Origin of the sequence: Thermococcus sp. 2319x1, assembly GCF_001484685.1 — an archaeon.
In the GTDB taxonomy this organism is placed as follows: domain Archaea; phylum Methanobacteriota_B; class Thermococci; order Thermococcales; family Thermococcaceae; genus Thermococcus_A.
Window position 1 is genome coordinate 765820 of the sequence record NZ_CP012200.1, and the last position, 26271, is coordinate 792090.

A 26271-nucleotide genomic window follows, 5' to 3' on the forward strand; every position below is an offset into this window, starting at 1 on the left:
TGGAGCAGATGCCTTAAAAAGATTGCACAAAACGAAAAGGTTTAAATCATTTGAGGGCTAAGTATACTTGGTGTGATAAAATGCGAAGGGCTCAAAGTGCACTCGAGTACTTGTTCATACTCGCTGCCGTTCTGATACTGGTTATGGTAACCATAAGAGTTGTTTTCACAAGTGTTCAGGCATTGAATTCATCGGTAACTGAATACATCGACACCTTGAAGAACAAGATTCTCGAGACTCTGTGAGGTGATTCAATGGAGCTCTTTTTAGTAGGTCTTGGGGTTATAATGGGTATTCTAACCTCTTGCACTGATATAAAAACCGGGTTTATAGACGACAAGCACGTGTTTCCGATTGCCGGAATTGGGGTTCTTTATCATCTCTACTATGGGATTGCCGTAAAGCATGATGTTTTCTACGCATTCTCCGGATTAATAGGGCTCGCCATCGGATTTTTGTTGGGTTATCTGCTCTATCTCATGGGCGGCTGGGCGAGTGGGGACGTTGTTATCTTAATGGGTTACTCGGCTCTCTTTCCGTATGCCTCAAGCTATGCGAAGATAGTTCCCCCGTATGCGGTAAGATATCCCCTTCACGGCATGACCCTCTTGTTTAACAGCGTACTTGCTGTGTTCCCCTTCATTTTCTTTTATTCCCTCGCGGTGTTAGTGATAAGAAGAAAAACCGCTCGATTAAAGGAGATTTTCGTCGATAAATGGCCCAAGCCCTTTGAGCTTGCCCTCTGGATATCCGCGGCTTTTGTGATTCTCAGAATTGTCGGGAAAGCTATTCCTTCTCAATTGGGGGTTTTAATATGGGCAATAGCGATAGTTATCTTGGCAAAACTGCAAAAGGTTGGAGATGTCGTTGGGTTAATGCTTTTTGCTTATGGCGCATTTAAAACGCCGGAAATCATCTACAGCTATTTGAAACTTGCCGCAACATTTTATACCTTTAAGGTGTTCTTTTCCCTTGTAAAGGTTTTAAGGGAGGAGGTATTGACAAAAAAAGTTTCTGCTAATGAGCTTAAGGAATGGGACATCCTCGGCGAGTGGATATATGAAAAGGACGGCAAAATCTATAGAGACAGGGAAGGTTCTTTTGACAAGGTTATTAGGGCTTTGAAAACCCTTAACCCAAACGCGCTGAGGGTTGAATACGACAAACTAATCGCCTCACCAACGGCTGAAGGGCTCAGAAAAGAGGACATAGAAACCCTCAAAGCTCTTGTGAACGAAGGAAAGCTGGAAGATGGGTTCATAGTTAGAAATGCGATGCCCTTTGCACCGGCCTTATTTTTGGGCTTCTTAATATCGGTGTTTTACGGCGACTTATTCTGGTGGCTCGTGCTAAAAAGCTCAGGGCTTTAAACTTTTAAAAACCCTGCAGAGTTCAATATGAAAAGGGATGATGAGCTTTTGCTTTGCTGATTGTGATGAACACGCCCTTCTCTGACCTACCCTTTTTCTTTTAGAATTTTCTCAATGATCTCCTTTACTTCATATAGGTTTCTCGCAAGGTAATCCCCTTCAACTTCCTCATGGGGATTGATGGCTATGCTCAGGTCCGCAACTTTGAACATGGCTATGTCGTTGTGCCCATCACCTACGGCTATGGTCAGCTTTGGCCTGAGCTTTTCTTTAAGCTCGAGCAATATATCCCCCTTGTTTCTGAAGTCCACCCAGGGAAGAACTTCTCCCGTTATTCTTCCCTCTTCATCAAAGAGGAGTTCGTTTGCATACACAAAATCAGCCTTAAGTTCCTTTCCTACCCTCTCAGCGAGGCATTTAAGGCCGCCGCTGATTATTGCAATTTTAAAGTTCCTCTCTCTTAAGAATTTAAAAAGCTCTTCCACACCTTCAAAATACTCAACTGAATTTACCCATTCCATGACCTCTTTTTTCGTCCTTCCTCTCCAGAGGGAAGCATCCAACTTTGCCCATGTTGCATAGTCAAATTCCCCGGCAAAAAATCTCTCAGCGTATTCCTTTCCCTTATCCCACGTACCAAATCTCTTATGAAGCTCAACCCAGCTTGATTTGGATTTTACTAAGGTTCCTTCTAAATCAAACGCTATGAGGTACATCTCATTCCCTCCATCCATATTCTCCGATTAGAGGCACGAATGCCACGCCACCATGGTTTTTTATCTTCACCCTGTTGTCTTCACTTATCTTTATGACCTCAAGGAGCTCCTGCCACAGGTGGTAACTTCCCACGGGGATTAAAATCTTACCCCCTACTTTGAGCTGTTCTATCAGAGGTTCGGGAACTCTGGGAGCTCCTGCGGTAACGATTATTCTGTCATAGGGGGCTTTTGGTGGAAACCCCTTCGTTCCATCTCCAACGATTACGTGCACCTTATCCTTGTAGCCCGCTCTCTCAAGATTTCTTCTGGCGAACTCTGCAAGCTCTGGAATTCTCTCTATTGTATAGACATCCCGTTTAACGAGCTCATAGATCAAAGCGGCATTCCATCCACTCCCAGTTCCCACTTCAAGGACGTTCATTCCCTCCTCCAGCTCGGCAAGCTCCAGCATTATAGCGACCATGTGGGGAGCACTTATTGTTTGACCTGCGGGAATTGGAAGGGGCTCATCAACGTGAGCATATGCCCTATACCTCTCAGGAACGAATTTATATCTCGGCACTCGAAGAAAAGCCCTCTTTACCCTTTCACTCTTGATTATTCCTTCTCCTTCAAGGTTCTCAACAAGTCTCATCCACTTTCTATACAGCTCGTCCTCTTCCATGTCCTTCACGTGTAAAAATTGCAAAAGGAAAATTTTAAGTTTGTGGGGGTTGTTCCCCTTCGTACCCTCTATAAATCTCAAGGCTTTTGCTTGCCCTTGCCCTTACTGGCCTTCCCATAATTCTAACAATTTTGTCCGCTTTAGCTTTTCCATGAATTAGCATTTTATTTTCCGTTTTTATTTTGTCTATCTTGAAGGTATAGCCTCCTACTTCAAGAACCTCTCCAACTGCAAACTCTTCTTCCCTGTCAACTTTGACCTTAAATGACTGCGTAATTCCTTTGGGAAGATAGATGGAAACTCCAATTATTTTCGGGTAGCTCAGGCTTTCCCCCCAGAGCGTCTTAACCTCCTTTATTAGGGCTTTTTCAACCCGTTTGTTCTCTTCCAGTTCGATTCCAGTAATCCTAACTTCATCATCCTCAATCTCCACTATATCTCCTACTTTTATCTCCTCATCCCCAGGAAGCTCCGCAAATCTCCTGAAGCTTCTTTCATGTTTGCTAACTATTATTGGGATTTTAATGAGCTTGCTTAATGTGATCTGCCATACATGACCGCACTCACTGCATCTTAGCTTTACTTCTCTCCCCCTCTCTGATATAACCTCAACTTCCTCGCTTCCACATTCAGGGCATACAAAATACTCTTCCATTTTCCTCACCTTGCAGCTTTGGATGACTTTTCTTTATAAAGATTAGCTCAGCTTTCTTTTAATCTAACTAGATACGTTCTTCCCTCTTTAACCCTTTCTATTAAGCCTTTTTTCTCCATGTCTCTTAACAGCAAGCTGACCTTTGCCTTTGAAAAGCCGAGGCGCTTTACAAGGTCGCTTTGGTAGAGTGGGCCTTCTTTAAGCACTTCAAGAACCTTCTCTTCATCTGAGCGAAGGTCAATTAGGGTTTTTTCTTTCCCCCTATAGAGGGTCCCAGCAAGAAAGCCACCTAAAAAGGCAATGAAAATTGTTGCCAGAAACATAGCTAACGGAAACTGATTTGTCACTTCTCCCGAAAACCCCACTATAAAGTAGAACTCCTCCTCTGGTCTAACTTCTGTCTTTTTCCATTCCAAAATGAGAGCATTTCCCGTGCTTTCAACTTTATCCGGGGAGGGAACTATGGGGGATAGAATTGCATAACCCTTGGGAACGTAGAGTCTCGCGTAAAAATACCCCACCGGCTGGTTAAATTTGACGTAGTATGAAAACTGCTTCTTTCCACCAACTTCTTGAAGCATTCCTTCTGAGTAAAAGCTTATTCTTATCTTTAACCTGCCCCCTGGTAAAACCTCGGGAAATTCAATATAAACTGCATTTATGTCACCCACAATTTTGGAAACACTTATGTTGGCTATCTGGGTTTTACCGTTGATCTCAATTATTGCCTCCGGGTTTTCGATTGGGTACTCGGAGTAGAAAGTGTAATAGGAAAGGGGAACGTTCGGAAATAAAACTAGCTCAATGGTTTCTTTGACCTTATACCCCTCCAGAATATCAAAATAAAGGGAGTAGCTGTCCAGGTTGTATTCGTACTCCTGGGAAACTACAAATTTTGAGGGCAGGAGTAAGAAAAATAACACGGCTATTAAAGCTGACTTCCTTCTTGGGGATTTTTTATTTTTAACAGCGGACATACCTCCATACACTCCCCACAGTGAATACATCTTGCTGAATCAACCTCTATCTTTTTTGTATGGGGGTTTATTCTTAAAGCATTTTCTGGACATTTTCCAACACAAACCCCACATCCAACACACTCGTATGCCCTCTTTATTAGGTAGTATGCCCTTATGGCATCTTCTCTGCTTTTTGCTCTCACTTCATCCTCGGTAAACAGTATGGTTCCTATCTCTATGGAGTTTTTATCTTCGCTTACTTCACCCAGTATCGGGGCTACTTCCCCGATTCTTTTCATGATTATCCTCGTGTTTATTCTGAGAATAAACTCTCCATCCCTCTCCTCAAGCGAATATCTTATGGGTTCCCATGTCCGTTTTTCCGGAATCTTTACTCGAAGCTCTTTTGCAATGGCCTTTTGCCCTTTAGTTAACCGCCTCCACCTCCAGAAGCCATAGGTTATCCATTCCTCTGGCATTCCAAAGCGTTCTTTCCACTTTCCAAGCTCATTCTCCCATTTTTCCCACAGCTGCGGCTTTTCCTCCTTTAACGTTTGAATTTCAGCTAAGGAAGAGCTTGGACACATAAAGCAGCCAATTCTATCCAAACGGTTCTCATAGAGGGGGTTGTATTTCAGCTTGCGGGAGAATATGTAGAGCCACACCTCAAGTGCGTTCCAGTGAAATATTGGAGAAGCTCCAATCTCATTAGGCACCCATGGGTTCTTCCATACTCTGGGCTGATTGTATCTCTGCAGGCTCTCGTACTTTCTCTGGCCCACAAACATTAAGACGCCCTCTGGATAATGCTCCTTTATCGTTAAGGTTATCGGGCCCAGCTTTGTAACTTTGCAGCACCATCTATAATCCCTCCCTGGAGGTGAAAAAACGCTGAGAGAGCTCCAGAATGCATTGCCGGCATCGGCCACGATAAATTTTATATTTCTTCTCTCAAGCTCCTGCTTAATTTCTCTTACATACTCGAGAGTTTCTGGGAACTCTATTCCAGTGTTGTTGAAAAACACCGTAAAGTTCTCAAATTCCTCAAGGGCTAAACCCAAAACGGCCAAGCTATCCTTTCCACCGCTGAAGGCAACGGCAATTGGCTTATTTGTATTTTGAGCAGTTTTTCTCATAAACGCTCTGGCCTCTTTAACTCTCTCCTCTAGCGCCGATTTGTTGGCCTTTATTACCTCTTCCATAGTTGCTTTCTTCCCTTCCCGGTATTGAACCTTTTTCTGGTGCCTTGTTTTTATCCCGGTGCCACGCTCTTTTTTATCAATCAGCTGTTCGTAATTCTTTTTAGCTATGCCTGTGGCAATTACTTCATTCTCACAGACCACTATAACGTCGTCCCCAACTCTAATGCTTTTCTCCGCCTCAATAACCCCCACAGGCAGAACGTTTGCACCGTTTTTTATCGGCTCTTTTGCACCCTTGTCAACTATAACCCACTTCTTCATATTTTTTCCGAAGCGCTTCCATAAGGCTATAGCGCCTTCAACCTTAAGACCTGGCTTCCACTTAAGTTCAAGCGGGTCGAAGCGAAGCCATCCAAAGATGTAGCCGTCTACGATTATCTCATACACATCGTCTTCCCCGGGGGTTTTGTTCAAAAGGACTACCTTTCCATCAAGTATCTCCCCTACATCAACACCGTAATGGGCCTCAAACTCACGCTTAATGAACTCTAAATCCTTCTCAAAAGCAAATCTCACGTCTGCAGGGGGGGTTAGATCTACCCTAAAGCCCTCGCCATGTATGTCACACTTCTCACTTATCAGCGGGACATTACATTCCTCGCACCAGTGAATGTGGGCTTTCCCCAAAAATACTGGCCCTTTTCTCATTATCTCACCTAAGGGAGAAAAACTGGCTGGGTTTATAACTGCTTTGGTTGTTATGGAACTTCAATTGCGAGAACACTTTCTCCAAATTCTTCAACCCTAAAAGTTCGACCGGTAGATTCCAATGAATGGATAATTTCATTTTTGCTTGGAAACTTGATAAATTCTCTGATTAATTTTTCAAAGAACCCTCAAGCTTCGATTCCAGGATAATTCTCCCTAAAGGGTTCAACTATTGTTGTGGATATCCCCTTATCGGGACAACATTCTCTGAACCTATCTGGTAGCATCGCCTTGGATTTATCAAACCAAAAAACTCGCTTTATCTCCTCCACCTTCTTAAATCAAAAAGTTACATAAATAAAATCTGAGTCAAAATAAACCACCTTTCATGCTCCCTTAAACGCAGCACCCAACGGCTTATCCTGACAGTATCTTCCATCGTAGAGTTAAGTTTAATTATCCTCGAAACATACTCTAAACCATGAAGATTGAAGATGCAGTAAGAAGGATACCTGCCCATGACAAAGAGGAGAAAGTTAAATTCATAATTTTGTACGGCTCTCACGTGAGAGGAGATGCTCGAAAGGATAGTGATATTGATCTGTGCATTTACTATGACGGCACAAAGGGAGAGGCTTTTGAATTCAGGATGAAAGTCCTTGGGGAGCTTCCAGATAATTACGATGTGCAAATTTTCAACTTGTTGCCAATCTTTCTCAAAAAGGAATGCCTAAAGGGTTTTGTGTTGTTCTATAGGGATTGGGGATTTTTGTACGACGTTGCATACAAAACCATTGAGGAGTCCGAAGATTTTAAGCGGTATTACTATGACTACATTGGTTTAGAGGCGAGAGAATGAGGATTGAGATAATTAGGTCAAAAATCTGTGAAATTTCAGAGGGCATAACGACTATTGAGGAATACCCGCCGGGTGATGTTGAGGAATTCAAAAAGTTGGGTATAAATGGAATATACAGGCGGACGGAGTTCGTCCTTCAGAACGTAATTGATATATTTGCTATCCTCAACTATACAGGTTCATTGAAGTTGTTGAAAAAGTCTTGGAGGGTCAAAAATGGGAGTTCTCGCATCAGCTCCGGCTAAAATTATTCTCTTTGGAGAGCATAGTGTCGTTTATGGGAAACCTGCTATAGCTGCAGCCATTGATTTAAGAACTTATGTAAAAGCGGAGTTTAACAAAAACGGGAGAATTAGAATAGAGGCTAAGGATATCAGGACCCCGGGCTTGACGGTATCATTCACCGAAGATCAAATTTATTTCGAGACCGACTATGGAAAAGCGGCTGAAGTTTTGAGCTACGTTAGGGAGGCAATAAATCTTGTAATGGAAGAAAACGGCAAACAAAAAGGATTGACGGTCTCAATAACGTCCCAAATCCCCGTAGGGGCAGGATTGGGAAGTTCGGCTGCTGTTGCTGTGGCAACTATTGGGGCAGTGTCGAAGCTTCTCGGGCTAGAACTAAGCAGAGAGGAGATTGCTAAACTTGGGCATAAAGTGGAACTCCTCGTACAGGGAGCATCGAGTGGCATCGATCCAACGGTTTCATCGGTTGGGGGCTTTCTCTACTACCAAAAGGGCTCTTTTGAGAGCCTGCCTGTAATTGAATTGCCGATAGTTGTGGGCTATACCGGTTCAAGTGGCTCCACAAAAGAGCTCGTTGCAAAGGTTAGGAAGAACTATGAGGAGATGCCCGAGATAATTGAACCGATTTTAAATTCAATCGGCAAGCTCGTGGAAAAAGCAAGAGAAGTTATTCTCGCAGATTACGACAAGGAAATCAAGTTCCAGCTTCTTGGAAGGTTGATGAACATAAATCACGGCCTCCTTGATGCCCTTGGTGTCTCAACAAAAAGCCTGAGCGATTTAGTATATGCTTCAAGGGAAGCTGGTGCTTTGGGGGCAAAGATTACGGGTGCTGGAGGGGGAGGATGTATGTATGCGTTAGCTCCAGGAAGGCAGAGTGAAGTGGCAACAGCAATAAAAATTGCCGGTGGAATGCCTATGATAACAAAGATAAGCAGAGAAGGACTGAGAATTGAGGATGTTATATAATAATGTTTGTTTTTGTTCATTCTTTTTACTCTGGTTTCTTTTGGTTAATAGGTTCTGGGGATACGATTAAAAGATAAAATTAACTGCAATTAGTAAAAGAAAATATTTATAAGTCTTGAAGTCAAAAATATTATTGCAATATTTAGTAGGAGGTACAAACATGAAAAAACTGCTTGCACTACTTATTGCATTGTTAATGGTGGGAGTAACAGCAGGGATTGCAGGGGCTGCAGATACTACAAAAATTCCAGAAGTCAAGGTACATACACTTTATGTGCAAGGAAAGCCAGTAAAGATTATAGAGAAGGATGGTACAATTACAGTTAGAGAAACACCGGGATTAGACAGAAAAAAGGTTTTTGAAGCAGTAAATGCTTATTTTGTTAGGAAACACAAACTAAACAAAATAAGACCCGCCACTATAGATGTAACTCCCACGAGCTTTGTTGGTGAGAATAGTGATTACAGGGAACGAAAAATTTTTAGCATACCTAACAAGGGCGATGTATACATAGCAGCATACGCATATTGTGAGATAGAATATGACTTGTTCAGTAGAGTAAGTGTGGGTGGGTATTCTGCAACATATAGCTGGATAGATCCCTACGACTACTGGTGGACACAGGAATATAAAGCAGATAAATTAACATTATCCATAACTTTGAAGTTTGTTGGAGTTGGGATATCTCTTAATATCCCACCAGGCATAGGTTTCACTGGCACTTCGGATACTGCAAGCTTTTCTGAGACGGAGTATTACACTGATTATCTTGGACACGATTTTTCGGGTATAGAAGCAACAAGTCTCGGTGGAATTTCTAGAATAGAAGACTACACATACGGCACATTTAAATTCAGCTACACCGGGAATTATTACACTCAAGGTGCTACTGTAATCCTCCACAGGGGGTTATGAAATGAAAAAACCTTTTTTGGCCATTTTTTTGATATTTTTAGTTTTTGCTACAGGATGCATTACAGATTTTTCGCAAACGAATGTTAAAATCACAACCCCGCAAGAAGAATCACATATAAGATGTATCGAAAATTTTGATGTTACCAATTTCTTAGGAGAAAATTGGATTAATCACACTTTAAAGCGCATTTATCTTGCTCAAACACCAAATGGAGGATTCACCGAAATTGTTGACACTGTAACTCCAGATATTTTGTCAACTTACTATTTTACTAAAGCGTTGACTCTGTTAAACCAGAACCCGTATAATAAAGCCCAAACTATAAAATGGCTACATGAGGAAGAGAAAACTTTTTTTAAAAATTCCACCAAGACAAATATAAACAATTTTCTTAGATTGTATTTCGGAGTTATGAGTTTGTCCCTACTTAATGAGACCCCTTCTAATAGAGAAGACATAATCAACTTAATTTTATCATATAAGCGAGAAAATGGAAGTTTTATTGATGAAGATAACACCGACATAACAGAAAAAGCATTAGAGATGTTAAGTGCTCTAGGGTACAATGTTGCCGAGCTTAATGACACAAAAATATATGTTTTAAATAAGTGGAGTGACTTAACCCCACCAAACGTTGATGACTTTGCATCCGTTGTAAAGTATATAAGCATGTTTAACATGTACACCAATATGTTGCAAATTTTAGGAATCGACTATAGAAACTTAAAAGATTACGATCAAAAGAGATTTCCTCTCATCTGGATTTCTCAAAATCCCTCTTTCCTTCTGGAAAATCCACCTCCACTCTTTTTGATAACTCCTATATTAGAAGCCCTTAAAAAGGAAGATTTATTGACAGAGGATATTAAATCGGCTACCTCCAGAATCATAATGGATATGAAGCTCTGGGATGGAGGGTTTAATCTCTTCGGATTAGATTATGGGGAGCCCCAAGGGACGTATTATGCTGTTGAAGCTTTAGTATTAATTGAGAAAACACCAGACAAGGACACTATCAAGTTTATCCATGAAAGAGAAACTCCACTAGGAGGATTTATTTTCTGCTACCAATCTTTTGGAGATCCCTTATCAACATACATGGCAGTTCATACGAGCAAACTACTGGGAGGAGAGATAAACGAGACCAAAATAAAAAACTATCTCAGTAGAGCAGTCTATTATCGAAAACCATATTCCACCGATGAGCCAGCTCCTTTATACTTTGTATACTTGACTTATAAAGAGCTTGGTATTACTATAGATGAAGAAATATATAACTACATCAGAAACGAAACTGCCCGACTTTTTAACCTTTATCTCACTGAAAAAACTGACAACATTGTGGAAGATGGAAGTTGGATAAGCTTAATAAAACTTGGAAAAGAGGTTGGCGTTGTCTTAGATGACAAAACAAAGAAATACCTTATTGATAAGATTTTATCTCAGAGGAATTCAGATGGAGCGTTTGGAAGGCATTCGGGGAATATGTACAAAAAGCTACTGTACACATCGTATGCGGTTCTCCTTCTGGAGGAGCTAGGATATAAATATCACGATGACAAAACTATTGAATTCCTCTTAAACTCACAAATAAATGGTGGATGGGGAGCCCCAGATCTTTACACAACGTACCAAGTGATTAGAGCATTGAGAGTCATGGAAGTCTGTCCAAAAGATGTTGATGGACTTTTGAAGTTTTTAAAAAGAGTGCAGTACCCATATGGAGGATTTAACTTCTATGAAGAGCAAGAGGATGCCCATGGTGGCCTATATGAGACATATCTCGCATTGAGAATACTGGAGTTACTTTCCTCCTCGTAAATTTCAAAACACCTATAAACCTCACTCTATATTAGTTATTTGGTGTTCGCGATGATAGTCATCAAGCTCGGGGGAAGCGTGATAAGCGACAAAAATGTTCCCTATTCATTTAACCGAGAAGTCCTCGAGAACATAGCGGAAGAAATTGCCCAGTTTTACCCTAAGGAGAACTTTGTCCTCGTACACGGCGGTGGAAGCTTTGGGCACCCAAATGCAAGGAAGTACAAAATCAGGGAAGGGCTAACCGGGGATGTAAAGGGTAAAAGGATTGGCTTCTCAAGGACTCACCAAGCAATGCTTAAGCTTAATGATTTGATAATTCAAACTTTCTTAGAGAAAGGCTTGCCCGCTTATTCCATCTCTTCCTCTTCGATTTTCCTCATTGAGAAAGGGGAAATTGTTTATGGTGAGCTTGAGGTTCTTAGAAAGCTTTTGGAAAAAGGCTTCATCCCGGTGCTCTTTGGAGATACTGCAGTTGCCCTTGATAAAGGAATAGATATCCTCTCTGGAGACCAGATAGTGGGCTATTTAGCAAAGATGTTCAAGCCAAGCAAAGTAGTCTTTTTGATGGACGTTGATGGAATTTATACCAAAAATCCAAAAGAAGAGGGGGCAGAGCTTATTAAAGAGCTTACCAAAGAGGGAATCGAACACCTATTAGAAAGCTCAGAATCAGCGGGAATAGACGTAACCGGTGGCATCGGAAACAAGCTCAAAAAAGCCCTTGAGATATCCCACTATTCGGAGGTTTACTTCATAAACGGAAAGGTTAAGGAAAATCTAGGCAAGGCAATACGAGGAGAGAAAGTTGGCACAAGGATTAAGGTTTAATGTCAATGTTTGTTTTTGTTCATTCTTTTTACTCTGGTTTCTCTTGGCTAATAGGATCTGGAGATACGATTAAAAGATAAAATTAACTACAATTAGTGAAATAAAATATTTACCCTAGTTCCCATTAGATCGTTAGAGTTATAAGCACTTAAGTCTTTTGGTTGATTGGTGGTTGTATTGAGCTTTCAAAGGAAAATCCTGATCATAAAATCCGAAATCTATCCGATAATCAGCAAACACTACCCGAAAAACACTCACAGGGAAATAATCAGCCTCTACGACCTAATAACCTTCGCAATACTAGCACACTTGCACTTTAACGGAGTTTACAAGCACGCTTACAGAGTCCTAATCGAAGAAATGAAGCTGTTCCCCAAAATCAGGTACAACAAACTAACAGAACGCTTGAACAGGCACGAAAAACTCCTGCTCCTAGCGCAGGAAGAATTATTCAAAAAACACGCCAGAGAATACGTTAGAATACTGGACTCAAAGCCCATTCAGACCAAGGAGTTGGCCAGAAAAAACAGGAAGGATAAGGAGGGTTCTTCAGAAGTCATCTCTGAAAAGCCCGCAGTTGGGTTTGTTCCCTCTAAAAAAAGTTTTACTATGGGTACAAGCTGACCTGTTACTCTGATGGAAATTTGCTGGCTTTACTGTCTGTTGATCCGGCGAATAAGCATGATGTGAGTGTTGTCCGGGAAAAGTTCTGGGTGATTGTTGAGGAGTTTTCCGGCTGTTTTCTGTTTTTGGATAAGGGGTATGTTAGCAGGGGGCTCGAGGAGGAATTTCTGAGGTTTGGCGTTGTTTACACGCCAGTAAAGCGGGGGAATCAGATTAGTAATCTGGAGGAGAAGAAGTTTTACAAGTACTTGTCTGACTTTCGCAGGAGGATTGAGACTTTGTTTTCGAAGTTTTCTGAGTTTCTTCTGAGGCCGAGCAGGAGTGTTAGTTTGAGGGGGTTAGCTGTCAGGATTTTAGGGGCGATTCTGGCCGTGAATCTGGACAGATTATACAACTTTACAGGTGGTGGGAACTAGGGTAATATTTATAAGTCTTGAAGTCGAAAATATATGTGTTGGAGAGATTTGTCCAACAAGCATCTTGGAGGACAAAAGATGAATAGGGAAATTCTTTATCCAGCTCGCTTTCTTCACAATTTTTTAAGTGGAATAGTTCCAGCAGAAGTACTTAGTTTGGTTTTTGGCACTGTCAATCCTCAATTTGGACTTAGATTCGCTCTGCTGTATTGGTTTATTATGAGTCCATACCTCTTGTACTTATATAACAGAGAGAAGGATGCTCTTATTAAAAAGCATGGCTGGAAGGAGGGAAGAGGAATTGTATTAAGATTGCTGTTTGTGAGATATTTCATTGCTGGAATTGCCCCCACCGCTGCAACTGTGGAAAAATACTTTGGCGAGAATATTCCTCTTCTGTTACTTCTGGGGCTTATCTGGACATTAATATACGCAAAGGTACTTGCTGACGTTAATCGTCCTGAGGTTCCGCATTACTGGGCAATGAAGCTTGTAAATAGATCAGCATAATATCTATTTTGTTTCGCGGCTTCTATCATAGAGTTAAGTTTAATTATTCCCGAAACATACTTTAAATCATGAAACTTGAAGATGAAGTAAGAAGACTTGCTCTTAACAAAGAGGAAAAAGTTAAATTCATAATTCTGCATGGCTTTCATGCAAATGAAGAAGCTCGAAACCGACAGCGACGTTGATTTATGTATCCACCATAACAGCTCAAAGAGAAAAGCCTTCCAATTTAAAATGGGAATGATAGGGGAAGTCGCCAAGAATGTCCCCAAAGAGATTCAGCAGAAATACCCTCAAATACCTTGGAAAGAAATTGCTGGAATGAGAGATAGACTTATTCATGCTTACTTTGGAGTTGATCTAGAGATCGTCTGGTTACCGAAGTTAGAATCCGAGTTATCAAGAGGGAGGGCTAAAAATGAGAGTTCTTGCTTCCGCACCTGCTAAAATTATCCTCTTTGGAGAGCACAGCGTAGTTTACGGAAAACCTGCAATAGCCGCGGCTATTGACTTGAGGACATATGTAAAAGCGGAGTTTAACGAAAACGGGAGAATTAGAATAGAAGCGAAAGACATCAGGACTCCAGGCTTGACGGTCTCGTTTTCTGAAGCCTTGGTGTCTCAACAAAAAGCTTGAGTGATTTGGTGTATGCTTCAAGAGAAGCTGGAGCTCTTGGGGCAAAGATAACAGGTGCCGGAGGGGGGGGATGTATGTATGCGTTAGCTCCAGGAAGGCAGAGTGAAGTGGCAACAGCAATAAAAATTGCCGGTGGAATGCCTATGATAACTAAAATCAGCAGGGAAGGCCTTAGGATTGAGGACGTTACACAATAATGTTCTTCTTTGTTCAGTCTTTTACTCGGGTTTCTTTTGACTATTGGGATTCTTGAAGATTCAGTTGGAAAGTAAGAACTCACGAAAAAAAAGCGTAACAGATTAAAACTCGAAAAGGAAAAACTTATAAATTTCAAAGTTAAAAATATTATTGCAATATTTTGATGGAGGTGCAAGCATGAAGAAAGTGTTTGCAGTATTAATAGGATTATTGATAGTTGGAGGAATAGCAAACATTGTAAGCGCAAGGAATAGTATGGAAAATCCAATAGAACCAAATGATTACGTCGCTCTGGGGCACGATAAAGGTTCCAATATCAGAGATATGGACACCTGAATGTAAGAGTATTGTCTCATAGAGGTGAAATTTATGGAAAAGTTCGGGTGGAGTATAGTTGTTGTTTCAATCTTTCTTTTCTCAGCTCTTTTGGTGGGAATTTCTAATGAGAAGAGTGTTGAATCATTACGCTGTAGTTCTGATATTTTTCTCAGTGAATATGTAGCCTATGTATACACATCTCAAAACGATACTATAAATGTGCCCATCTATTGGTGTCCTTCAAAGGTTGGGAAAAATGTAAGCGTTGTGTTGTATCTCCCATTTTTTAATGCGTGGGTCAATTATGACAAAAGTAGTATCCGCAGAGGTTTCAGAGGATACTTTAAACTGCAGGTTCCTATGCCCATAATGCTCAATCACAGCAGAGATATTAAAAATCTTAGTTTGGATGTTCTAATTAGAGATTCAAACTCTGAGAAAAATCTTATAATTCCCTTCGGGAACTGGAGTTTTGAAATTAGCAAGAAGAATCCTTATAAATTGGTGGTTGTGGAACATAGAGAGGAGGTCTTTACCCCAAAGATTGACACGGCTTTTATAACCTATGGACTTGGACTTCTCAATCCAACAAACACGACTGTTTATATAATGAATCTATCTTACTCTCTCAGTCCTTCAAAAGTCAGCACTATAGCAGTAGCATGCTATAACGTTACATCAATCTCTGATTTGCCCTGGGTTAATAAAATAGAGGACATCCCAAAAGATTTAATGCTTTCTAATGGGGGATGCCCTATTCTACCGGGTAAAAGGATTTATGTGCTTGTTTACATGAAGGTTGATCCTTCAGTGAGAATGTTACTATTAAGACCAAAAATTATATATAGGATAGGTAATAGAACAGAGTCCATGCCTGGTGGAACAATGAGCTTCATACGAATACCCGAAATGTGCGAATGTAATTTTAGGTAACTTTATTTTGTTCATAATTCTAAATGCAGCCCTTTATCCCAAAACTCTTTTAACTTGTTTTTGCATCTCTTAATGGGATTTGCGATGATAATCATCAAACTTGGTGGAAGTGTAGTAAGTGACAAGGAAAAAGAATACTCATTCCACAAGCACATAGTGGAGCAGATAGCTGAAGAAATTGCTCAATTTTACCCAGATGAGGACTTCATATTGGTTCACGGCGGCGGGAGCTTCGGGCATCCAAGTGCAAAGGAATACAAAATCACTGAAGGTCTTGGAGGAGATGTTGATAGAAAGAGAATTGGCTTTTCGAAGACCCACCAGGCAATGCTCAAGCTCAATGATTTGATAATTCAAACTTTCTTAGAGAAAGGCTTGCCCGCTTATTCCCTCTCTTCATCATCAATTTTTCTAATTGAAAATAAAGAGATAATCTATGGGGAGATTGAGATAGTGAGGAAGCTCCTCGAGCTTAAGTTTATTCCCATTCTGTTTGGGGACACAGCGATAGCCCTTGATAAAGGCATAGATATTCTTTCGGGAGATCAGATAGTAAGCTATCTCGCAAAGATGTTCAAGCCAAGCAAAGTCATCTTTTTGATGGACGTTGATGGAATTTATGACAGGAATCCGAAGGAAAGAGATGCAAAGCTAATTGAAGAGCTCAACGCTGAAGAAATCAGACATTTACTGGAAAGTTCAGAATCGGCTGGAATTGATGTAACCGGAGGAATTGGAAACAAGCTGAGAGAGGCTTTAAAGATAGCAAAGCACAGTGAAGTGTACTTCATAAATGGAAAGGTTAAGGAAAATCTGGCCAAGGCAATACGAGGAGAGAAAGTTGGCACAAGGCTTAAGCTTAAGGTTTAATGCTCTTCTTTGTTCAGTCTTTTACTTGGGTTTCTTTTGATTGATGGTGTTCTTGAAGATTCAGTTGGAAAGTAAGAACTCACGAAAAAAAAAGCGTAACAGATTAAAACTCGTAAAAGAAAATATTTATAAGTCTTGAAGTCAAAAGTATTGTTGCAATATTTGGTAGGAGGCGCAAGCATGAAAAAACTGCTGGCCCTACTTGTTGGAGTGTTAATAATTGTTATTGGGATACAGCAAGTAATAGCCGGCAATGATTGTGAATATTGTGAATGGCCACCAAGTTCATGGACTCTTGTTTCTGTGGACTATACTACTGACTATGCTTATACAGAACAGAAATTTAAGTGGGACTGGGAACATTTACAAGCATTGTGGAGCTATCCGGATGAGGATTATCATTAAGAAGAATTGATGGAGCTGGACAAGATATTAATGTGTGGGATTATTTTACAGACTGCAACTACAGACATGGGACATATTGGACAAACCTTCCTGATCCAACTGATATCTACTCAGAAGAATCCCATTGTTCAATAATAGACAATGAAGAATTTGAGATTAAAGTTAAGGAACATTATTCTTCCTACAAAGTGAATCAGAAGTTAAATATCTTACTGGATTTGAATGGTGCATAATGGAGAAACAGTTAATATCCTCATGAAAAGATGATATAAGGTGGTGATATAATGAGAAAAAAGACGCTTGTATTAATGTTTGTGGGAATACTTGCAGTATCGTTAATTGTTTCTGCTTTCACATTAGGAGATAAACAAAATACAGTTGAGATGAAAGTATTCCATATGAAACTCCCGATAGCACGAGACAAAGCCAGTGTTATCCCAGACATTCACAGCAAAGAGGAGCTTCTTCTCTTTGTCCGTGAAAACAAGAAGAGGCTTTATTCTCTCAAGGATGGAGAAGTTGTTAGTGCAACGATAACCTTTAGCAGACCTCTAAGCAAAGAGGAAGTTCTGGAGCTCTTGGGATCAAATGTAAAGATACTGGCGGTGAGGTATAAGTCTTATCCAGAGGGCATTGGTCAGTTACCTTATCCCATGGAAGTAAATGAGTCTAAAGAACTCATGTTACTTGAAAAAGACTTAAGGCAAAATTTTGGAGAGGAATTTAAACTTATTGAAGGCTTTATTTCGACAAAGGTTGTTGCACCAAAAGAGGAATTGATAAGGATTTCAAAATCAAGAGATGTCTTTGATGTTAACATTGGACCAAAAGCTACCTTAGATGGCTATGGTGTTAAATATGTGACTATCGAAGACGTTTGGTGGAAGTATGAAAAGTACATTCTTAAAGCAGAAAACAGGTAAAGTTTAGAGTTTCTCACCCTAGTTCCCATCAGGTCGTTAGATTTATATGCATTTAAATTTTTTGGTTGATTGGTGGTCGTGATGAACTTCTACCAGGAAATCCTGATCATAAAATCCGAGATTTACCCAATAATCAGAAAACACTACCCGAAAAACACCCGCAGGGAAGTAATCAGCCTCTACGCGTAACGCGCAATACTGACACACTTACACTTTAACGGAGTTTACAAACACGCTTACAGGGTTTTAATTGAGGAAATGAAGCTCTTCCCAAAAATCAGATACAACAAACTGACAGAACGCTTGAACAGGCACGAAAAACCTCATCATAACTCAGGAAGAATTATTCAGAAAACACGCCAGGGAATACGTCAGAATAATCGACTCGAAGCCAGTTGAGACCAAAGAGTTGGCCAGAAAAAACAGGAAAGGGAAGGCAGGTTCTTCAGAAGTCATCTCTGAAAAGCCCGCAGTTGGATTTGTTCCATCTAAAAAAAGTTCTACTATGGGTACAAGCTGACCTGTTACTCTGATGGAAATTTGCTGGCTTTGCTGTCTGTTGATCCGGCGAACGAGCATGATGTGAGCGTTGTCAGGGAAAAGTTCTGGGTGATTGTTGAGAAGTTCACTGGTTGTTTTCTGTTTTTGGATAAGGGGTATGTCAGCAGGGAGTTGGAAGAGGAATTCCTGAAGTTTGGCGTTGTTTACACGCCGGTAAAGCGGGAGAGTCAGATTGGTAGTCTGGGGGAGAGGAAGTTTTACAAGTACCTGTCTGATTTTCGGAGGAGGATTGAGACTTTGTTTTCGAAGTTTTCTGAGTTTCTTCGGATACCGAGCAGGAGTGTTAGTTTGAGGGGGTTGGCCGTTAGGATTTTAGGGGCGATTCTGGCTGTGAATCTGGACAGATTATACAACTTTACAGGTGGTGGGAACTAGGGTTAGGAACTATAGACTGAGGTGATATTGGAGTGTTGAAGATACCCTACTCCAAAAAGTGTTATGTAATAGTGGAAACTCCCCAACATCCATACAACACAGAGGATCCAGTAAATGTTAGGGAGACTCTCCAGAGTTGGGATGTTGATGGAGTATTTTTAAGCTATAACCAAGGATTTGGAGAAAGAGAGAGATTTTATGAATATTACTCAGCTTTGGAAGACTACATAGAAAATTCGGGATTTATCGTAAATACATTTGGACCTTATTTCTCCGATTATACAACAACAGCTTGCACTACTGGAGAAGATATTAGTGGGTGGATCAATCCTTATTTGATCTCAAAACTTTGGAGGAGTTTTGCATCCCCAGAGGAATTCAGAAAATAACACTTGTTGCCAAGCTTGGAATGTTGGACAAGCATATGATGATACAAAGGGTATCACAAGATGCCTTGGTTTTGTAGCTGTAATGTTGATAGTTATAAATGACGCACTGAATTATTTTGAAGGGGTTGTCTTTTGGGAATACCAATCACTAAAGAGCAACTTTGGAGGTATAGGGAGGGATTAAAGATGAAGTTGGAGTTCAGGATAAAAATCTTTGTAGTTGTAGTTCTTGTGCTTTTACTTTCTCTTCCTTTTTCATTAGTCCAAAGTGTTCCTGTGGAAAAAGATTACCAAATGAAAACGCTCTACTCTCATTCCAAAAATTACGGAATATCAAGTTATGATTTTGTTGAAAAGAGTGATGACTTTTATCTAACATGTCTTAAAGTCATAGCTCTTGCAAGAAGCGAATTTCCAAAGAATTCTCCAGAATTTCAAAGGTTAGTCGAAGAAATAAAATCAAAACAGTTTGAAGATGGTTCATTCCCCCCAATAATTACCGATGATTACTCAAGGGCTGAGGGTGAATGGGTTTACTGGGAGAAATCCAAAGCCGCTGGAACTGCTCTCGCTCTGCTGGCTCTTCTTGAGGCTGGAGAAAGCCCAAACTCCGAAGTTGTAATCAAGGGAATTAAATTTCTCTTGGCTAACAAAACAAACGAGTATTGGACGTCTACAGTTTACATTGATTGGGAGCGGAGCGGAATTAAAAGAATTGGAGAGTTTCCAAGCTTAGTAGCAACAGCTTATGCTACTGCCCTGTTACATAGACTCGGTTACAATGTTACTGATTCTTGGCAATGGCTTAGGGCTAACCTGAATACAAAGAACTTAACCAGAAACTATGCTTTTGATAATCTTTTTGTAGGTTTTCTCTTTCCAATGCCCTACAGGGATTTCAGAATGCCCTATGAAAGCCTAAGTTTACCATTACTTTACTTAAGAGAAGAAGGCTTTAAGCTCAATAATGAAACTTTAGAGTTCTTTAGTTCGCTCTTTAAGCAGTCTCAGTACTTGGAAAACACAACTTTGCTCTTCGTCTTCTACGAAAATTATAGTACCAAGTATGAGCTCAAATTCCTTCGCTTTTCTTTGATAAACAAAATGTGGGAGGAGAGTAAAGTAATCCGGGGAGTTGCTAACGAGAAAATTGAGCTCCAATTAAATCCCGAAGAGGAGATTGCAGTTCTAAAGATAGAGGGTTTGCGAAAGATAAATCCTCAAAAGTCAGGCGTTTTTAAGAAGTTGGGGATAATCAACAAAAGTATGAAGATTTACCCGGAGTTCCCTATGAACTACATAAACTTTCGTTCTTACGCTGCCTCCCAAATACTCCACTTTTCTGAAACCAATGGAACTTACTACATAATCCCTCTCCCCAAGCTGGATAAATCATGGAATCATGATGTATATTCAACCTCAATAGCCCTGATTTGGTTGTACCTAGCAAATAAAACCGGGTATAAAGGGTTTAATGGTGGAATCGAATTTTTACAAAGTAGTGGGGAAAGTCTAAGCTTTGACGGTTATGCTTATGCTTTGATTGCTTTAAGCTTGTATGGTGGAGACTGGGAGAAGAACAAGCCAGAGATTAATGCCATTGTCTCTAATAAGGAAAAGAATATTAAATACCCAGTTTACATTCTCGCGATAATTGTGATATTTTCAATAGGTTACTTCTGGAGAAAGCGTAAACAAGATAAAGGTCTCTAATAGAATGTTAATCCATCATTTTCTACTTTTTTATATCTCATATCAACTCCCGGTTCCCTAAGCTTAGTGGGAAGCCAACAAAGCAACTTCAAACCGCTTATAGGAGTAAAGTGTTGTTTATACTATTAAAAGTATTAAAAATCAAAAAGCTTAAAAAGTATTACAAAATGACTATTTATTGAGGGGACTGAATGGCAAAGTTTGGATTGTGGTATGTTAAATGGGACTCTTCCTCTGGAAGATACACCTCTAGGCTAAAAACACTAAACAAAAGCTCAGCAACAGTTGAAGACTTTAAAGAGCGATTTGATATTGCTGTTGTCACAACCCTTGGTGGATTCGATGCCAAAAACAGTGGAAATGGATATGAAGATGGGAAAGAGCTGGCAACATTCACAAAATCCATTATTGGAACAGGAGTTGATGGGCAGTTAGCATACCACTTCGGAGTGACCCTTGATGTCGTGGATGAAGTTTTTGACTATTATCTCAAGCGCATGGGGTGTTATGGTGAAATTTAAACTCCTCGCTTCCTTTGTTCTGTTGTTTTCTTTACTTGGCAGCTCTTTATCTTATGCCGCTCCAACTCTCACCGTTGATTTTTGCTCTTCAGGTTTTCAGGTAACTGTCGTCGCAACAACCAAGGGTGTTATCTATGTGAGTATTGGTTTCTATGGTCTCAAACCTCAAAACTTTGGAGAGTGCATCGCAGAATACGACCTAACTACTCAGCGCGCCCACTTTTACCTTGTAAACTCAAGCGGTGCATATCATATTGGCTGGTATCATGAATACGGCTATCAAAACAAAACGCTTTCTGAACTTTTGGGCAGAGTGGAGAGAAGTGTCCTCCCAGTGCCCGGAAAACTTGAGGGAGATTATGTGGTGTTTTTGCTTAACTCAACAACCTATAAAGTGCCCGCCAAAGAGCTTTTACCTTATTTATGGAGAGAGGATTTGTGGAACAATTTAGTGGCATTTTCTTATGAAGAAGGGATTGTAATAGTCCCATCTTTTAAGATAGATGCCGTTGAAAATAACTTCACGGTAATTAAAACTCCCGGGAAGCGCATTGGAACGACTTTGCTGGACTTCAACTTTACCTACTGGATCTCTTATAGGTATCCCATATACCTAAATGGCACCGTCGATGGTAGGTTTCTATGGAAAGGAGAAACAAAGAAAGAACTAATAGCTTGGGAAGAACTCTCTCAGATGTTCGATAAACCCCTCTATGCATTCTATTTTGATGGGGAGTCTCTAAGGCTATACCCCCTGTTTAGAGTCAAGATTTCACCGGAGCTAAAGGAGTTTAAGCTCTCCCTAAATTATGAATTCGAGAATCTGGCGCATCCCTATGCTCCGCCAACAACACCCGTTTTACCGACAGCTTCTTCTACCCCTCAAGAATCTGAATCTTTAATCTCTACTGCCGGCTCGAGCACATATTATGCCCCGGAAAATATAAAAGAGCACATTTCTTGGATTTCCCTTTTGCTCGTTATAATTGTGACTGTAGCTTTAATAGAAGTTCTGCATTTAAAAAAGACCAAGTAAAGAAGAGCAAATTTTATACTCCATGGGTGATCCAAAATTATCTTAATGGTATCCGCTTACATTAAAAGCTTTTAAACAATCTTCTCAAAACTTCAAAGGGGTGAAAACATGGCAAAGCTTCAGGCTCATCACATAAGGGTATCAACCTTTGCCCACGCAACCGAAGACCCGGAAAAGGTTCTCGAGGCCATGGGGACTTTTTTTCCAGAGGACATTCCTTCTGAGGATATAGAGTTTGAGGTAGTTGAAACCGAGGGCTACTTCGGAAATCCGATAAAGGTCATAAACGCCGAGGTAAAGAGAAGCAGAAGCGTAAAAAAGATGTTGGAGCATATTAAGGGACTTTTAAGCGAAGAGGATAAAGAGTATCTCTTAGAGAACCTTGAAGAAAAGGTTGACGAGACGGGAACGTTTTTCATTCGCTTCAGCAAGCAGAAAGCATACCTAGGAGAGGCGGAGGTTAGTGAAGGAGAAGACGTTATCCAAGTAAAGATAAAAGTTAAAGCATTCCCAATGAAAAAGGAGAGCGTTGTAAAGGCAATCAGGGAGTGGTTGAGTGAATGAAGTGGATTGAAATGGACGTCAGGAGTGAGGAAGCTTACAAGCAAGCAAAAGAATGGTACGACGAGGTAGTTTTTACAAGGAAGATTTATCTAAAAAGTCCTCCAAACTTTGATGAACTTAAAAGCGAAATTAAAGGGCTTAAAGAAAAGTACAAAAATGTTGCATTGCTGATTATCACAGAAAGGCCCTCCCTAATAAAAGAAATTAGAAAAAGGGTTCCAAACTCCCTCATCTATGTGCAGGGAGGAAATCTGAGGGTTGTTAGATTCGCGATAGAGAACAAGGTTGATGCGGTGATAGCTCCAGAATACGGGAGAAAGGATTCCGGTTTTGATCATGTCCTTGCGAAGTTGGCGGCCAAAAACAACGTTGCTGTGGGGTTTTCTCTTGCTCCCCTGCTGAAGGCAACTCCCTATGAAAGGGCAGAGATATTGAAGTTTATGATGAAAAACTGGAGGCTTGTGGAGAAGTATAAAACTCCCAGATTTTTAACTTCCTCAGCTGAATCCAAATGGGAAGTGCGGTTTCCGAGGGATTTAATGAGCCTTGGAATAAATATAGGCATGGAAATTCCACAGGCAAAGGCATCTCTGAGCTTTTATCCAGAAATGGTGCTAAAAAAATTGAAAAGGGCTTGAAAGTCTAAAACGCTATTCTTTGGCTTCTTCGAGCAAGCGAGTTAGCAGTGCCCACTGCTGGTCTTCAAAGGCGTCCTTCTCCGCTACCAGAATTAAAGTTCCCTTATGGCTCACGACAAAGTCCTTCAGCTTGTTTAAGAACTTCATCACGCTTGTGAATTCGTTGTACATGATTAGGTATTCAAGACAGTCTATCAGTATGATTCCCCTACTCCCGGCTTCTTCCATTGCTTTTAGATATTTGTATGACAGCTCTGTCATTCTTTCTAGGTTCATTGGTGATATGGCCTCTACATCACTTTCTTTGGTAGCAGTGGTTACGAAATAGTGAGTCCAACTCTCGGGGATATTGTTCAAAGTTCTAACAAACGCAAGCACAGGCACATTTTTCAGCTTTTCTTTTATCTTTTTGTACTCTTCTTGGTTTAGTATTTTGACACCGGACTCTATTTCGACTTCATGAATCTCCATTGTTTTTAGCCTAAGGAACTCTTCAGAGGAGGTGAGCCTTATTGTTAAGAATACTAGTCCAAGGATAAGTACTAATGAAATAGTGGAGCCTATGATCGGATATATTTTGCTGCCAAGTATAATGGATATTGGAACCGGAAGCAAGTGAAGTCCAAAAAGCACTAAAAGTGTTGAAAGATATTTTGCTTTTCTTCCATAAATGTATGTCAACTCTTTCATAAGATAGCCTGTAGTGACCATAACAATTGTCGCTAGACCATGAGATACGTAGAGACTTGCTATGCCCCTGAACAACCCATATTGAAACATGTAATCTGGAAATAGAGAGTACACTGCGAATAACAAAGACAACAGAGGGAACAACACTTTATAGTTTACTTCAATACTTATGTTCTCTTCTCTTATCAGTTCTATAGTCCCGTTCAGGAAAAATGCACTGAATAGGAGTATAAACATCCCCGCCAATGGGAGGAGCTGAAATGCATAGCCAATGACCGTTAATAAGTCGCAAATCCACGCTAGGGAAAGCAATAATGCTGAAGTTCGTTTGTTTTTTAGATAGATGCGAAAGATAAGTAAAAACGCCAACAAGTCTGCTAGTGCAACAATAAACCCCTCACTTATCGTTATGGTTTGAGGATTTGCCATATTAACACCTCCTCTTTGGATTTGCGAAACCATCCCACTTAAATGGTTTTTCGGGTGCAGCACGGGTAATATAGTCATCTTCCAGCTTTACAACCAACAGCTCTGGTCTTGCGATTATAAGTCCCATCTTGCCACTTTCTCCTCTATTGGCTATAGTGTATCCATTTCGGGTAACCTTCAAAGGGAAGACTATAGTAAATGGATAGTTCGGAAAATACATGAGGTCATTATTTTTAACTATTCCAACGTTATCACCAAAGCCGTAGTAGCCATAGAAAGGTATAACAACAGAATTCGGGAACTTCTTCCTAGCAAGTTCAATTGCATCCATATTCAACCCAACCCCACTAAAAATAATAGTCAGTATTTCCTCTTTTCTGATAAGGTAGAGATCTAAAAAATGAGGAATGGTGCGGATGAAGTTTATGTGATCTTTTTCGAGCACCCTTTTCGTGTACTTCAAAAACGGAGAATATCTCATTTTTAATATGTATCCTACTCCTTTTTCCTCAAGTTCCCGCTTAACACCATCGGTTTCCAAACCAATAAAATATAAGATCCCTCCATATGACCACACTAACTCACTTATCTCCTCTTGATACCACCCATAGGGTCCTCCACTGAGAGCCCGCATTTTATTTTCCTTATAGATCTTATTCAACTTGTAGATTTCATCAAGGGTTACTTTTAAATATTTCACAAGGAGCTTCATATACTCATAGTCCCAGTGAAGGATGCTCCTTTCTCTGGTGGTTCCGGAAGATTGGTAAAATCTGATTCTCCCTTCATAATTTTCAGGAAGAAAATCAAGCCAGTTGTTTCGGAGATAATCTTCGCTAACAGCCAGATTTGAGTTGAAGATATTCTCAAAAACGTCTTCAAGCTTTCCCTCAAAAATCTCATCCAAATTTACCTTGTTTCTCATCCTTTTCCAGTAAGGGGTGTTCTCAAAATGATACTCAAACACTTCTCTAAGATAAGATAAAGTTTCTTTTTCTGTCACATTAAGGGGATCGTAGTCCTTTGCAAAATCTTCGTATCTCATTTTACCATCCTCCAAGAACTCCCAATTAGATGTTTGCTAAATATAATAGGCGAAGATGCTATTAAATTTTTCTACATTTGAACAGATACTGTCAGGATAACTTGAGTATCACCTCCTTAAGCCATTCAGCAAAATCACTGAGTGACTTTAAAACCAGAATGAAGCCCAGCAAAATTATACCAGAAGGCAAACAGAAAAACAAACTTTTGAGCTTTCCACTCTTTACCCCTGAAATTATTCCAGAAACGCTTCGTACTCCCCTTCAACGTCCCAAACCAGCGCTCAACACAATTCCTTGGCCCGAAAGTCACATGCGGATAACCCAACCCCAGACTCTTAAATGCTGACCTGTACCCTAGCATTATCAACCAGAAAAACAGGCCGCCCTTCACAGGACTTCAAAACAACCAGAATGAAATTTTTTAGTTAGATTGCTTCTGCTATTTTCTGAACTGCCAAGTTGTCACGTGGCTGATTTTGAGAATTCTGGCGGTTTGTCCGTAGCTTAGGCCTTTCAGTTACAAGTTTATCACCCTGATTTTCTTCTCTACTGGAATTTTGTTGAGGTGAAAGGGTTTTAAGGGAGTAAATAATGACTTCAACTTCCATGTTCTCC

30 protein-coding genes and 3 pseudogenes are annotated in these 26271 nt (G+C 40.3%); 24 read left to right on the forward strand and 9 right to left on the reverse strand.

Annotated elements, in window-relative coordinates; translation table 11 throughout:
- The first annotated feature begins 80 nt into the window (after nt 1-80).
- Together ADU37_RS10925 and ADU37_RS04300 are read left to right on the forward strand one after the other, a co-directional pair.
- Nucleotides 81-245 (forward strand): class III signal peptide-containing protein, encoded by a 165-nt coding sequence (locus tag ADU37_RS10925; protein ID WP_082663018.1) that lies wholly within the window; start codon nt 81-83, stop codon nt 243-245.
- Nucleotides 246-254: 9 nt separating this feature from the next.
- Nucleotides 255-1370, forward strand: coding sequence for an A24 family peptidase C-terminal domain-containing protein (locus ADU37_RS04300; protein ID WP_058946453.1), 1116 nt, complete (start codon nt 255-257; stop codon nt 1368-1370).
- A gap of 86 nt (nt 1371-1456) precedes the next feature.
- Here ADU37_RS04300 and ADU37_RS04305 read toward each other — a convergent pair whose 3' ends face one another.
- From ADU37_RS04305 to ADU37_RS11500, 6 genes are all read right to left on the reverse strand, one after another.
- Nucleotides 1457-2086 carry an HAD-IB family phosphatase gene (locus ADU37_RS04305; RefSeq protein WP_058946454.1) on the reverse strand — a complete coding sequence of 210 codons (630 nt, stop codon included), beginning with the start codon at nt 2084-2086 and terminating at the stop codon, nt 1457-1459.
- A 1-nt stretch (nt 2087) separates the two neighbouring features.
- Complete coding sequence (locus ADU37_RS04310) at nt 2088-2753, reverse strand: protein-L-isoaspartate(D-aspartate) O-methyltransferase (protein ID WP_058946455.1); 666 nt, start codon at nt 2751-2753, stop codon at nt 2088-2090.
- A gap of 34 nt (nt 2754-2787) precedes the next feature.
- Complete coding sequence (locus ADU37_RS04315) at nt 2788-3408, reverse strand: HVO_0476 family zinc finger protein (protein ID WP_058946456.1); 621 nt, start codon at nt 3406-3408, stop codon at nt 2788-2790.
- A gap of 47 nt (nt 3409-3455) precedes the next feature.
- Nucleotides 3456-4385: a MarR family transcriptional regulator gene (locus ADU37_RS04320; protein WP_058946457.1), complete on the reverse strand. Its 930-nt coding sequence runs from the start codon at nt 4383-4385 to the stop codon at nt 3456-3458.
- Complete coding sequence (locus ADU37_RS04325; protein ID WP_058946458.1) at nt 4337-6217, reverse strand: phosphoadenosine phosphosulfate reductase family protein; 1881 nt, start codon at nt 6215-6217, stop codon at nt 4337-4339. Before ADU37_RS04325 ends, ADU37_RS04320 begins: the two co-directional genes overlap by 49 nt.
- 188 nt (nt 6218-6405) lie before the next feature.
- Nucleotides 6406-6549, reverse strand: coding sequence for a hypothetical protein (locus tag ADU37_RS11500; RefSeq protein WP_175059305.1), 144 nt, complete (start codon nt 6547-6549; stop codon nt 6406-6408).
- A 149-nt stretch (nt 6550-6698) separates the two neighbouring features.
- On the opposite strand from ADU37_RS11500, the gene ADU37_RS04330 reads away from it, so the two are divergent.
- The 22 genes and pseudogenes from ADU37_RS04330 (at nt 6699) to ADU37_RS04445 (ending at nt 23491) form a co-directional block, all read left to right on the forward strand.
- Nucleotides 6699-7076, forward strand: a complete 378-nt coding sequence (locus tag ADU37_RS04330) for a nucleotidyltransferase domain-containing protein (protein ID WP_058946459.1) — start codon at nt 6699-6701, stop codon at nt 7074-7076.
- Nucleotides 7073-7321: a hypothetical protein gene (locus ADU37_RS04335; protein WP_058946460.1), complete on the forward strand. Its 249-nt coding sequence runs from the start codon at nt 7073-7075 to the stop codon at nt 7319-7321. The genes ADU37_RS04330 and ADU37_RS04335 overlap by 4 nt, the downstream gene beginning before the upstream one ends.
- Nucleotides 7293-8291: a mevalonate kinase gene (locus ADU37_RS04340; protein ID WP_058946461.1), complete on the forward strand. Its 999-nt coding sequence runs from the start codon at nt 7293-7295 to the stop codon at nt 8289-8291. The genes ADU37_RS04335 and ADU37_RS04340 overlap by 29 nt, the downstream gene beginning before the upstream one ends.
- 160 nt (nt 8292-8451) lie before the next feature.
- Nucleotides 8452-9207 carry a hypothetical protein gene (locus ADU37_RS04345; protein WP_058946462.1) on the forward strand — a complete coding sequence of 252 codons (756 nt, stop codon included), beginning with the start codon at nt 8452-8454 and terminating at the stop codon, nt 9205-9207.
- Between the two features lies 1 nt (nt 9208).
- A complete protein-coding gene (locus ADU37_RS04350; protein ID WP_058946463.1) occupies nt 9209-11029 on the forward strand; it encodes a hypothetical protein in 1821 nt (606 codons plus the stop codon).
- A 51-nt stretch (nt 11030-11080) separates the two neighbouring features.
- Nucleotides 11081-11860, forward strand: a complete 780-nt coding sequence (locus tag ADU37_RS04355; RefSeq protein WP_058946464.1) for an isopentenyl phosphate kinase — start codon at nt 11081-11083, stop codon at nt 11858-11860.
- A 168-nt stretch (nt 11861-12028) separates the two neighbouring features.
- Nucleotides 12029-12900, forward strand: a protein-coding gene (locus ADU37_RS10930) for an IS982 family transposase (protein ID WP_144433292.1) whose coding sequence is annotated in 2 segments (ribosomal slippage) — nt 12029-12454 and nt 12457-12900 — 870 coding nt in all. Because the reading frame shifts where the segments join, the coding sequence is not laid out codon by codon here.
- Between the two features lie 78 nt (nt 12901-12978).
- Entirely contained in the window at nt 12979-13410 is a 432-nt protein-coding gene (locus tag ADU37_RS04370) for a hypothetical protein (RefSeq protein ID WP_058946465.1), read from the forward strand.
- A 153-nt stretch (nt 13411-13563) separates the two neighbouring features.
- Nucleotides 13564-13857, forward strand: a complete 294-nt coding sequence (locus tag ADU37_RS04375; RefSeq protein ID WP_197923014.1) for a DUF86 domain-containing protein — start codon at nt 13564-13566, stop codon at nt 13855-13857.
- Nucleotides 13829-14244 (forward strand): annotated as a pseudogene (locus tag ADU37_RS10935) (hypothetical protein). The gene ADU37_RS04375 and the pseudogene ADU37_RS10935 overlap by 29 nt, the downstream one beginning before the upstream one ends.
- A 178-nt stretch (nt 14245-14422) precedes the next feature.
- Complete coding sequence (locus ADU37_RS11405; RefSeq protein ID WP_158508482.1) at nt 14423-14581, forward strand: hypothetical protein; 159 nt, start codon at nt 14423-14425, stop codon at nt 14579-14581.
- 33 nt (nt 14582-14614) lie between these two features.
- Nucleotides 14615-15496, forward strand: a complete 882-nt coding sequence (locus ADU37_RS04390) for a hypothetical protein (RefSeq protein ID WP_058946469.1) — start codon at nt 14615-14617, stop codon at nt 15494-15496.
- 84 nt (nt 15497-15580) lie between these two features.
- Entirely contained in the window at nt 15581-16366 is a 786-nt protein-coding gene (locus ADU37_RS04395) for an isopentenyl phosphate kinase (RefSeq protein WP_058946470.1), read from the forward strand.
- 180 nt (nt 16367-16546) lie between these two features.
- Nucleotides 16547-16771: a hypothetical protein gene (locus ADU37_RS04400; protein WP_058946471.1), complete on the forward strand. Its 225-nt coding sequence runs from the start codon at nt 16547-16549 to the stop codon at nt 16769-16771.
- A gap of 284 nt (nt 16772-17055) precedes the next feature.
- Nucleotides 17056-17694: a hypothetical protein gene (locus ADU37_RS04405; protein ID WP_058946472.1), complete on the forward strand. Its 639-nt coding sequence runs from the start codon at nt 17056-17058 to the stop codon at nt 17692-17694.
- Between the two features lie 72 nt (nt 17695-17766).
- Nucleotides 17767-18630 (forward strand): annotated as a pseudogene (locus ADU37_RS10940) (IS982 family transposase).
- Nucleotides 18631-18665: 35 nt separating this feature from the next.
- A complete protein-coding gene (locus ADU37_RS04420) occupies nt 18666-19019 on the forward strand; it encodes a hypothetical protein (protein ID WP_144433194.1) in 354 nt (117 codons plus the stop codon).
- Between the two features lie 186 nt (nt 19020-19205).
- Nucleotides 19206-20732, forward strand: coding sequence for a hypothetical protein (locus ADU37_RS04425; protein WP_144433196.1), 1527 nt, complete (start codon nt 19206-19208; stop codon nt 20730-20732).
- A gap of 191 nt (nt 20733-20923) precedes the next feature.
- Entirely contained in the window at nt 20924-21253 is a 330-nt protein-coding gene (locus ADU37_RS04430; RefSeq protein WP_058946474.1) for a hypothetical protein, read from the forward strand.
- Nucleotides 21243-22289: a hypothetical protein gene (locus ADU37_RS04435; RefSeq protein ID WP_058946475.1), complete on the forward strand. Its 1047-nt coding sequence runs from the start codon at nt 21243-21245 to the stop codon at nt 22287-22289. Before ADU37_RS04430 ends, ADU37_RS04435 begins: the two co-directional genes overlap by 11 nt.
- Before the next feature lie 108 nt (nt 22290-22397).
- Nucleotides 22398-22853, forward strand: a complete 456-nt coding sequence (locus tag ADU37_RS04440) for an RNA-binding protein (RefSeq protein ID WP_058946476.1) — start codon at nt 22398-22400, stop codon at nt 22851-22853.
- Complete coding sequence (locus ADU37_RS04445) at nt 22850-23491, forward strand: Ribonuclease P protein component 3 (protein WP_058946477.1); 642 nt, start codon at nt 22850-22852, stop codon at nt 23489-23491. The genes ADU37_RS04440 and ADU37_RS04445 overlap by 4 nt, the downstream gene beginning before the upstream one ends.
- A gap of 12 nt (nt 23492-23503) precedes the next feature.
- Here the strand turns inward: ADU37_RS04445 and ADU37_RS04450 are convergent, their stop codons facing one another.
- The 3 genes and pseudogenes from ADU37_RS04450 to ADU37_RS04460 form a co-directional block, all read right to left on the reverse strand.
- Nucleotides 23504-24610, reverse strand: coding sequence for a DUF835 domain-containing protein (locus tag ADU37_RS04450; RefSeq protein ID WP_058946478.1), 1107 nt, complete (start codon nt 24608-24610; stop codon nt 23504-23506).
- A 1-nt stretch (nt 24611) separates the two neighbouring features.
- The gene (locus ADU37_RS04455; RefSeq protein ID WP_238982004.1) at nt 24612-25613 is read right to left on the reverse strand and encodes a hypothetical protein; all 1002 of its coding nucleotides are present in this window, start codon (nt 25611-25613) and stop codon (nt 24612-24614) included.
- A 133-nt stretch (nt 25614-25746) separates the two neighbouring features.
- Nucleotides 25747-26257 (reverse strand): annotated as a pseudogene (locus tag ADU37_RS04460) (IS6 family transposase).
- Nucleotides 26258-26271: the final 14 nt, after the last annotated feature.

What these genes read in the sequence shown, in the direction of transcription:
- ADU37_RS04405 (WP_058946472.1), top strand. Translation starts at nt 17,056, where the DNA reads ATGAGAAAAAAGACGCTTGTATTAATGTTTGTGGGAATACTTGCAGTA.
- ADU37_RS04340 (WP_058946461.1), top strand. Translation starts at nt 7,293, where the DNA reads ATGGGAGTTCTCGCATCAGCTCCGGCTAAAATTATTCTCTTTGGAGAG.
- ADU37_RS04350 (WP_058946463.1), top strand. Translation starts at nt 9,209, where the DNA reads ATGAAAAAACCTTTTTTGGCCATTTTTTTGATATTTTTAGTTTTTGCT.
- ADU37_RS04440 (WP_058946476.1), top strand. Translation starts at nt 22,398, where the DNA reads ATGGCAAAGCTTCAGGCTCATCACATAAGGGTATCAACCTTTGCCCAC.
- ADU37_RS04330 (WP_058946459.1), top strand. Translation starts at nt 6,699, where the DNA reads ATGAAGATTGAAGATGCAGTAAGAAGGATACCTGCCCATGACAAAGAG.
- ADU37_RS04355 (WP_058946464.1), top strand. Translation starts at nt 11,081, where the DNA reads ATGATAGTCATCAAGCTCGGGGGAAGCGTGATAAGCGACAAAAATGTT.
- ADU37_RS04395 (WP_058946470.1), top strand. Translation starts at nt 15,581, where the DNA reads ATGATAATCATCAAACTTGGTGGAAGTGTAGTAAGTGACAAGGAAAAA.
- ADU37_RS04375 (WP_197923014.1), top strand. Translation starts at nt 13,564, where the DNA reads ATGAAGAAGCTCGAAACCGACAGCGACGTTGATTTATGTATCCACCAT.
- ADU37_RS11405 (WP_158508482.1), top strand. Translation starts at nt 14,423, where the DNA reads ATGAAGAAAGTGTTTGCAGTATTAATAGGATTATTGATAGTTGGAGGA.
- ADU37_RS04310 (WP_058946455.1), bottom strand. Translation starts at nt 2,753, where the DNA reads ATGGAAGAGGACGAGCTGTATAGAAAGTGGATGAGACTTGTTGAGAAC.
- ADU37_RS04450 (WP_058946478.1), bottom strand. Translation starts at nt 24,610, where the DNA reads ATGGCAAATCCTCAAACCATAACGATAAGTGAGGGGTTTATTGTTGCA.
- ADU37_RS10925 (WP_082663018.1), top strand. Translation starts at nt 81, where the DNA reads ATGCGAAGGGCTCAAAGTGCACTCGAGTACTTGTTCATACTCGCTGCC.
- ADU37_RS04430 (WP_058946474.1), top strand. Translation starts at nt 20,924, where the DNA reads ATGGCAAAGTTTGGATTGTGGTATGTTAAATGGGACTCTTCCTCTGGA.
- ADU37_RS04370 (WP_058946465.1), top strand. Translation starts at nt 12,979, where the DNA reads ATGAATAGGGAAATTCTTTATCCAGCTCGCTTTCTTCACAATTTTTTA.
- ADU37_RS04300 (WP_058946453.1), top strand. Translation starts at nt 255, where the DNA reads ATGGAGCTCTTTTTAGTAGGTCTTGGGGTTATAATGGGTATTCTAACC.
- ADU37_RS04345 (WP_058946462.1), top strand. Translation starts at nt 8,452, where the DNA reads ATGAAAAAACTGCTTGCACTACTTATTGCATTGTTAATGGTGGGAGTA.
- ADU37_RS04305 (WP_058946454.1), bottom strand. Translation starts at nt 2,086, where the DNA reads ATGTACCTCATAGCGTTTGATTTAGAAGGAACCTTAGTAAAATCCAAA.
- ADU37_RS04445 (WP_058946477.1), top strand. Translation starts at nt 22,850, where the DNA reads ATGAAGTGGATTGAAATGGACGTCAGGAGTGAGGAAGCTTACAAGCAA.
- ADU37_RS04325 (WP_058946458.1), bottom strand. Translation starts at nt 6,217, where the DNA reads ATGAGAAAAGGGCCAGTATTTTTGGGGAAAGCCCACATTCACTGGTGC.
- ADU37_RS04315 (WP_058946456.1), bottom strand. Translation starts at nt 3,408, where the DNA reads ATGGAAGAGTATTTTGTATGCCCTGAATGTGGAAGCGAGGAAGTTGAG.
- ADU37_RS04400 (WP_058946471.1), top strand. Translation starts at nt 16,547, where the DNA reads ATGAAAAAACTGCTGGCCCTACTTGTTGGAGTGTTAATAATTGTTATT.
- ADU37_RS04390 (WP_058946469.1), top strand. Translation starts at nt 14,615, where the DNA reads ATGGAAAAGTTCGGGTGGAGTATAGTTGTTGTTTCAATCTTTCTTTTC.
- ADU37_RS04320 (WP_058946457.1), bottom strand. Translation starts at nt 4,385, where the DNA reads ATGTCCGCTGTTAAAAATAAAAAATCCCCAAGAAGGAAGTCAGCTTTA.
- ADU37_RS04335 (WP_058946460.1), top strand. Translation starts at nt 7,073, where the DNA reads ATGAGGATTGAGATAATTAGGTCAAAAATCTGTGAAATTTCAGAGGGC.
- ADU37_RS04425 (WP_144433196.1), top strand. Translation starts at nt 19,206, where the DNA reads ATGAAGTTGGAGTTCAGGATAAAAATCTTTGTAGTTGTAGTTCTTGTG.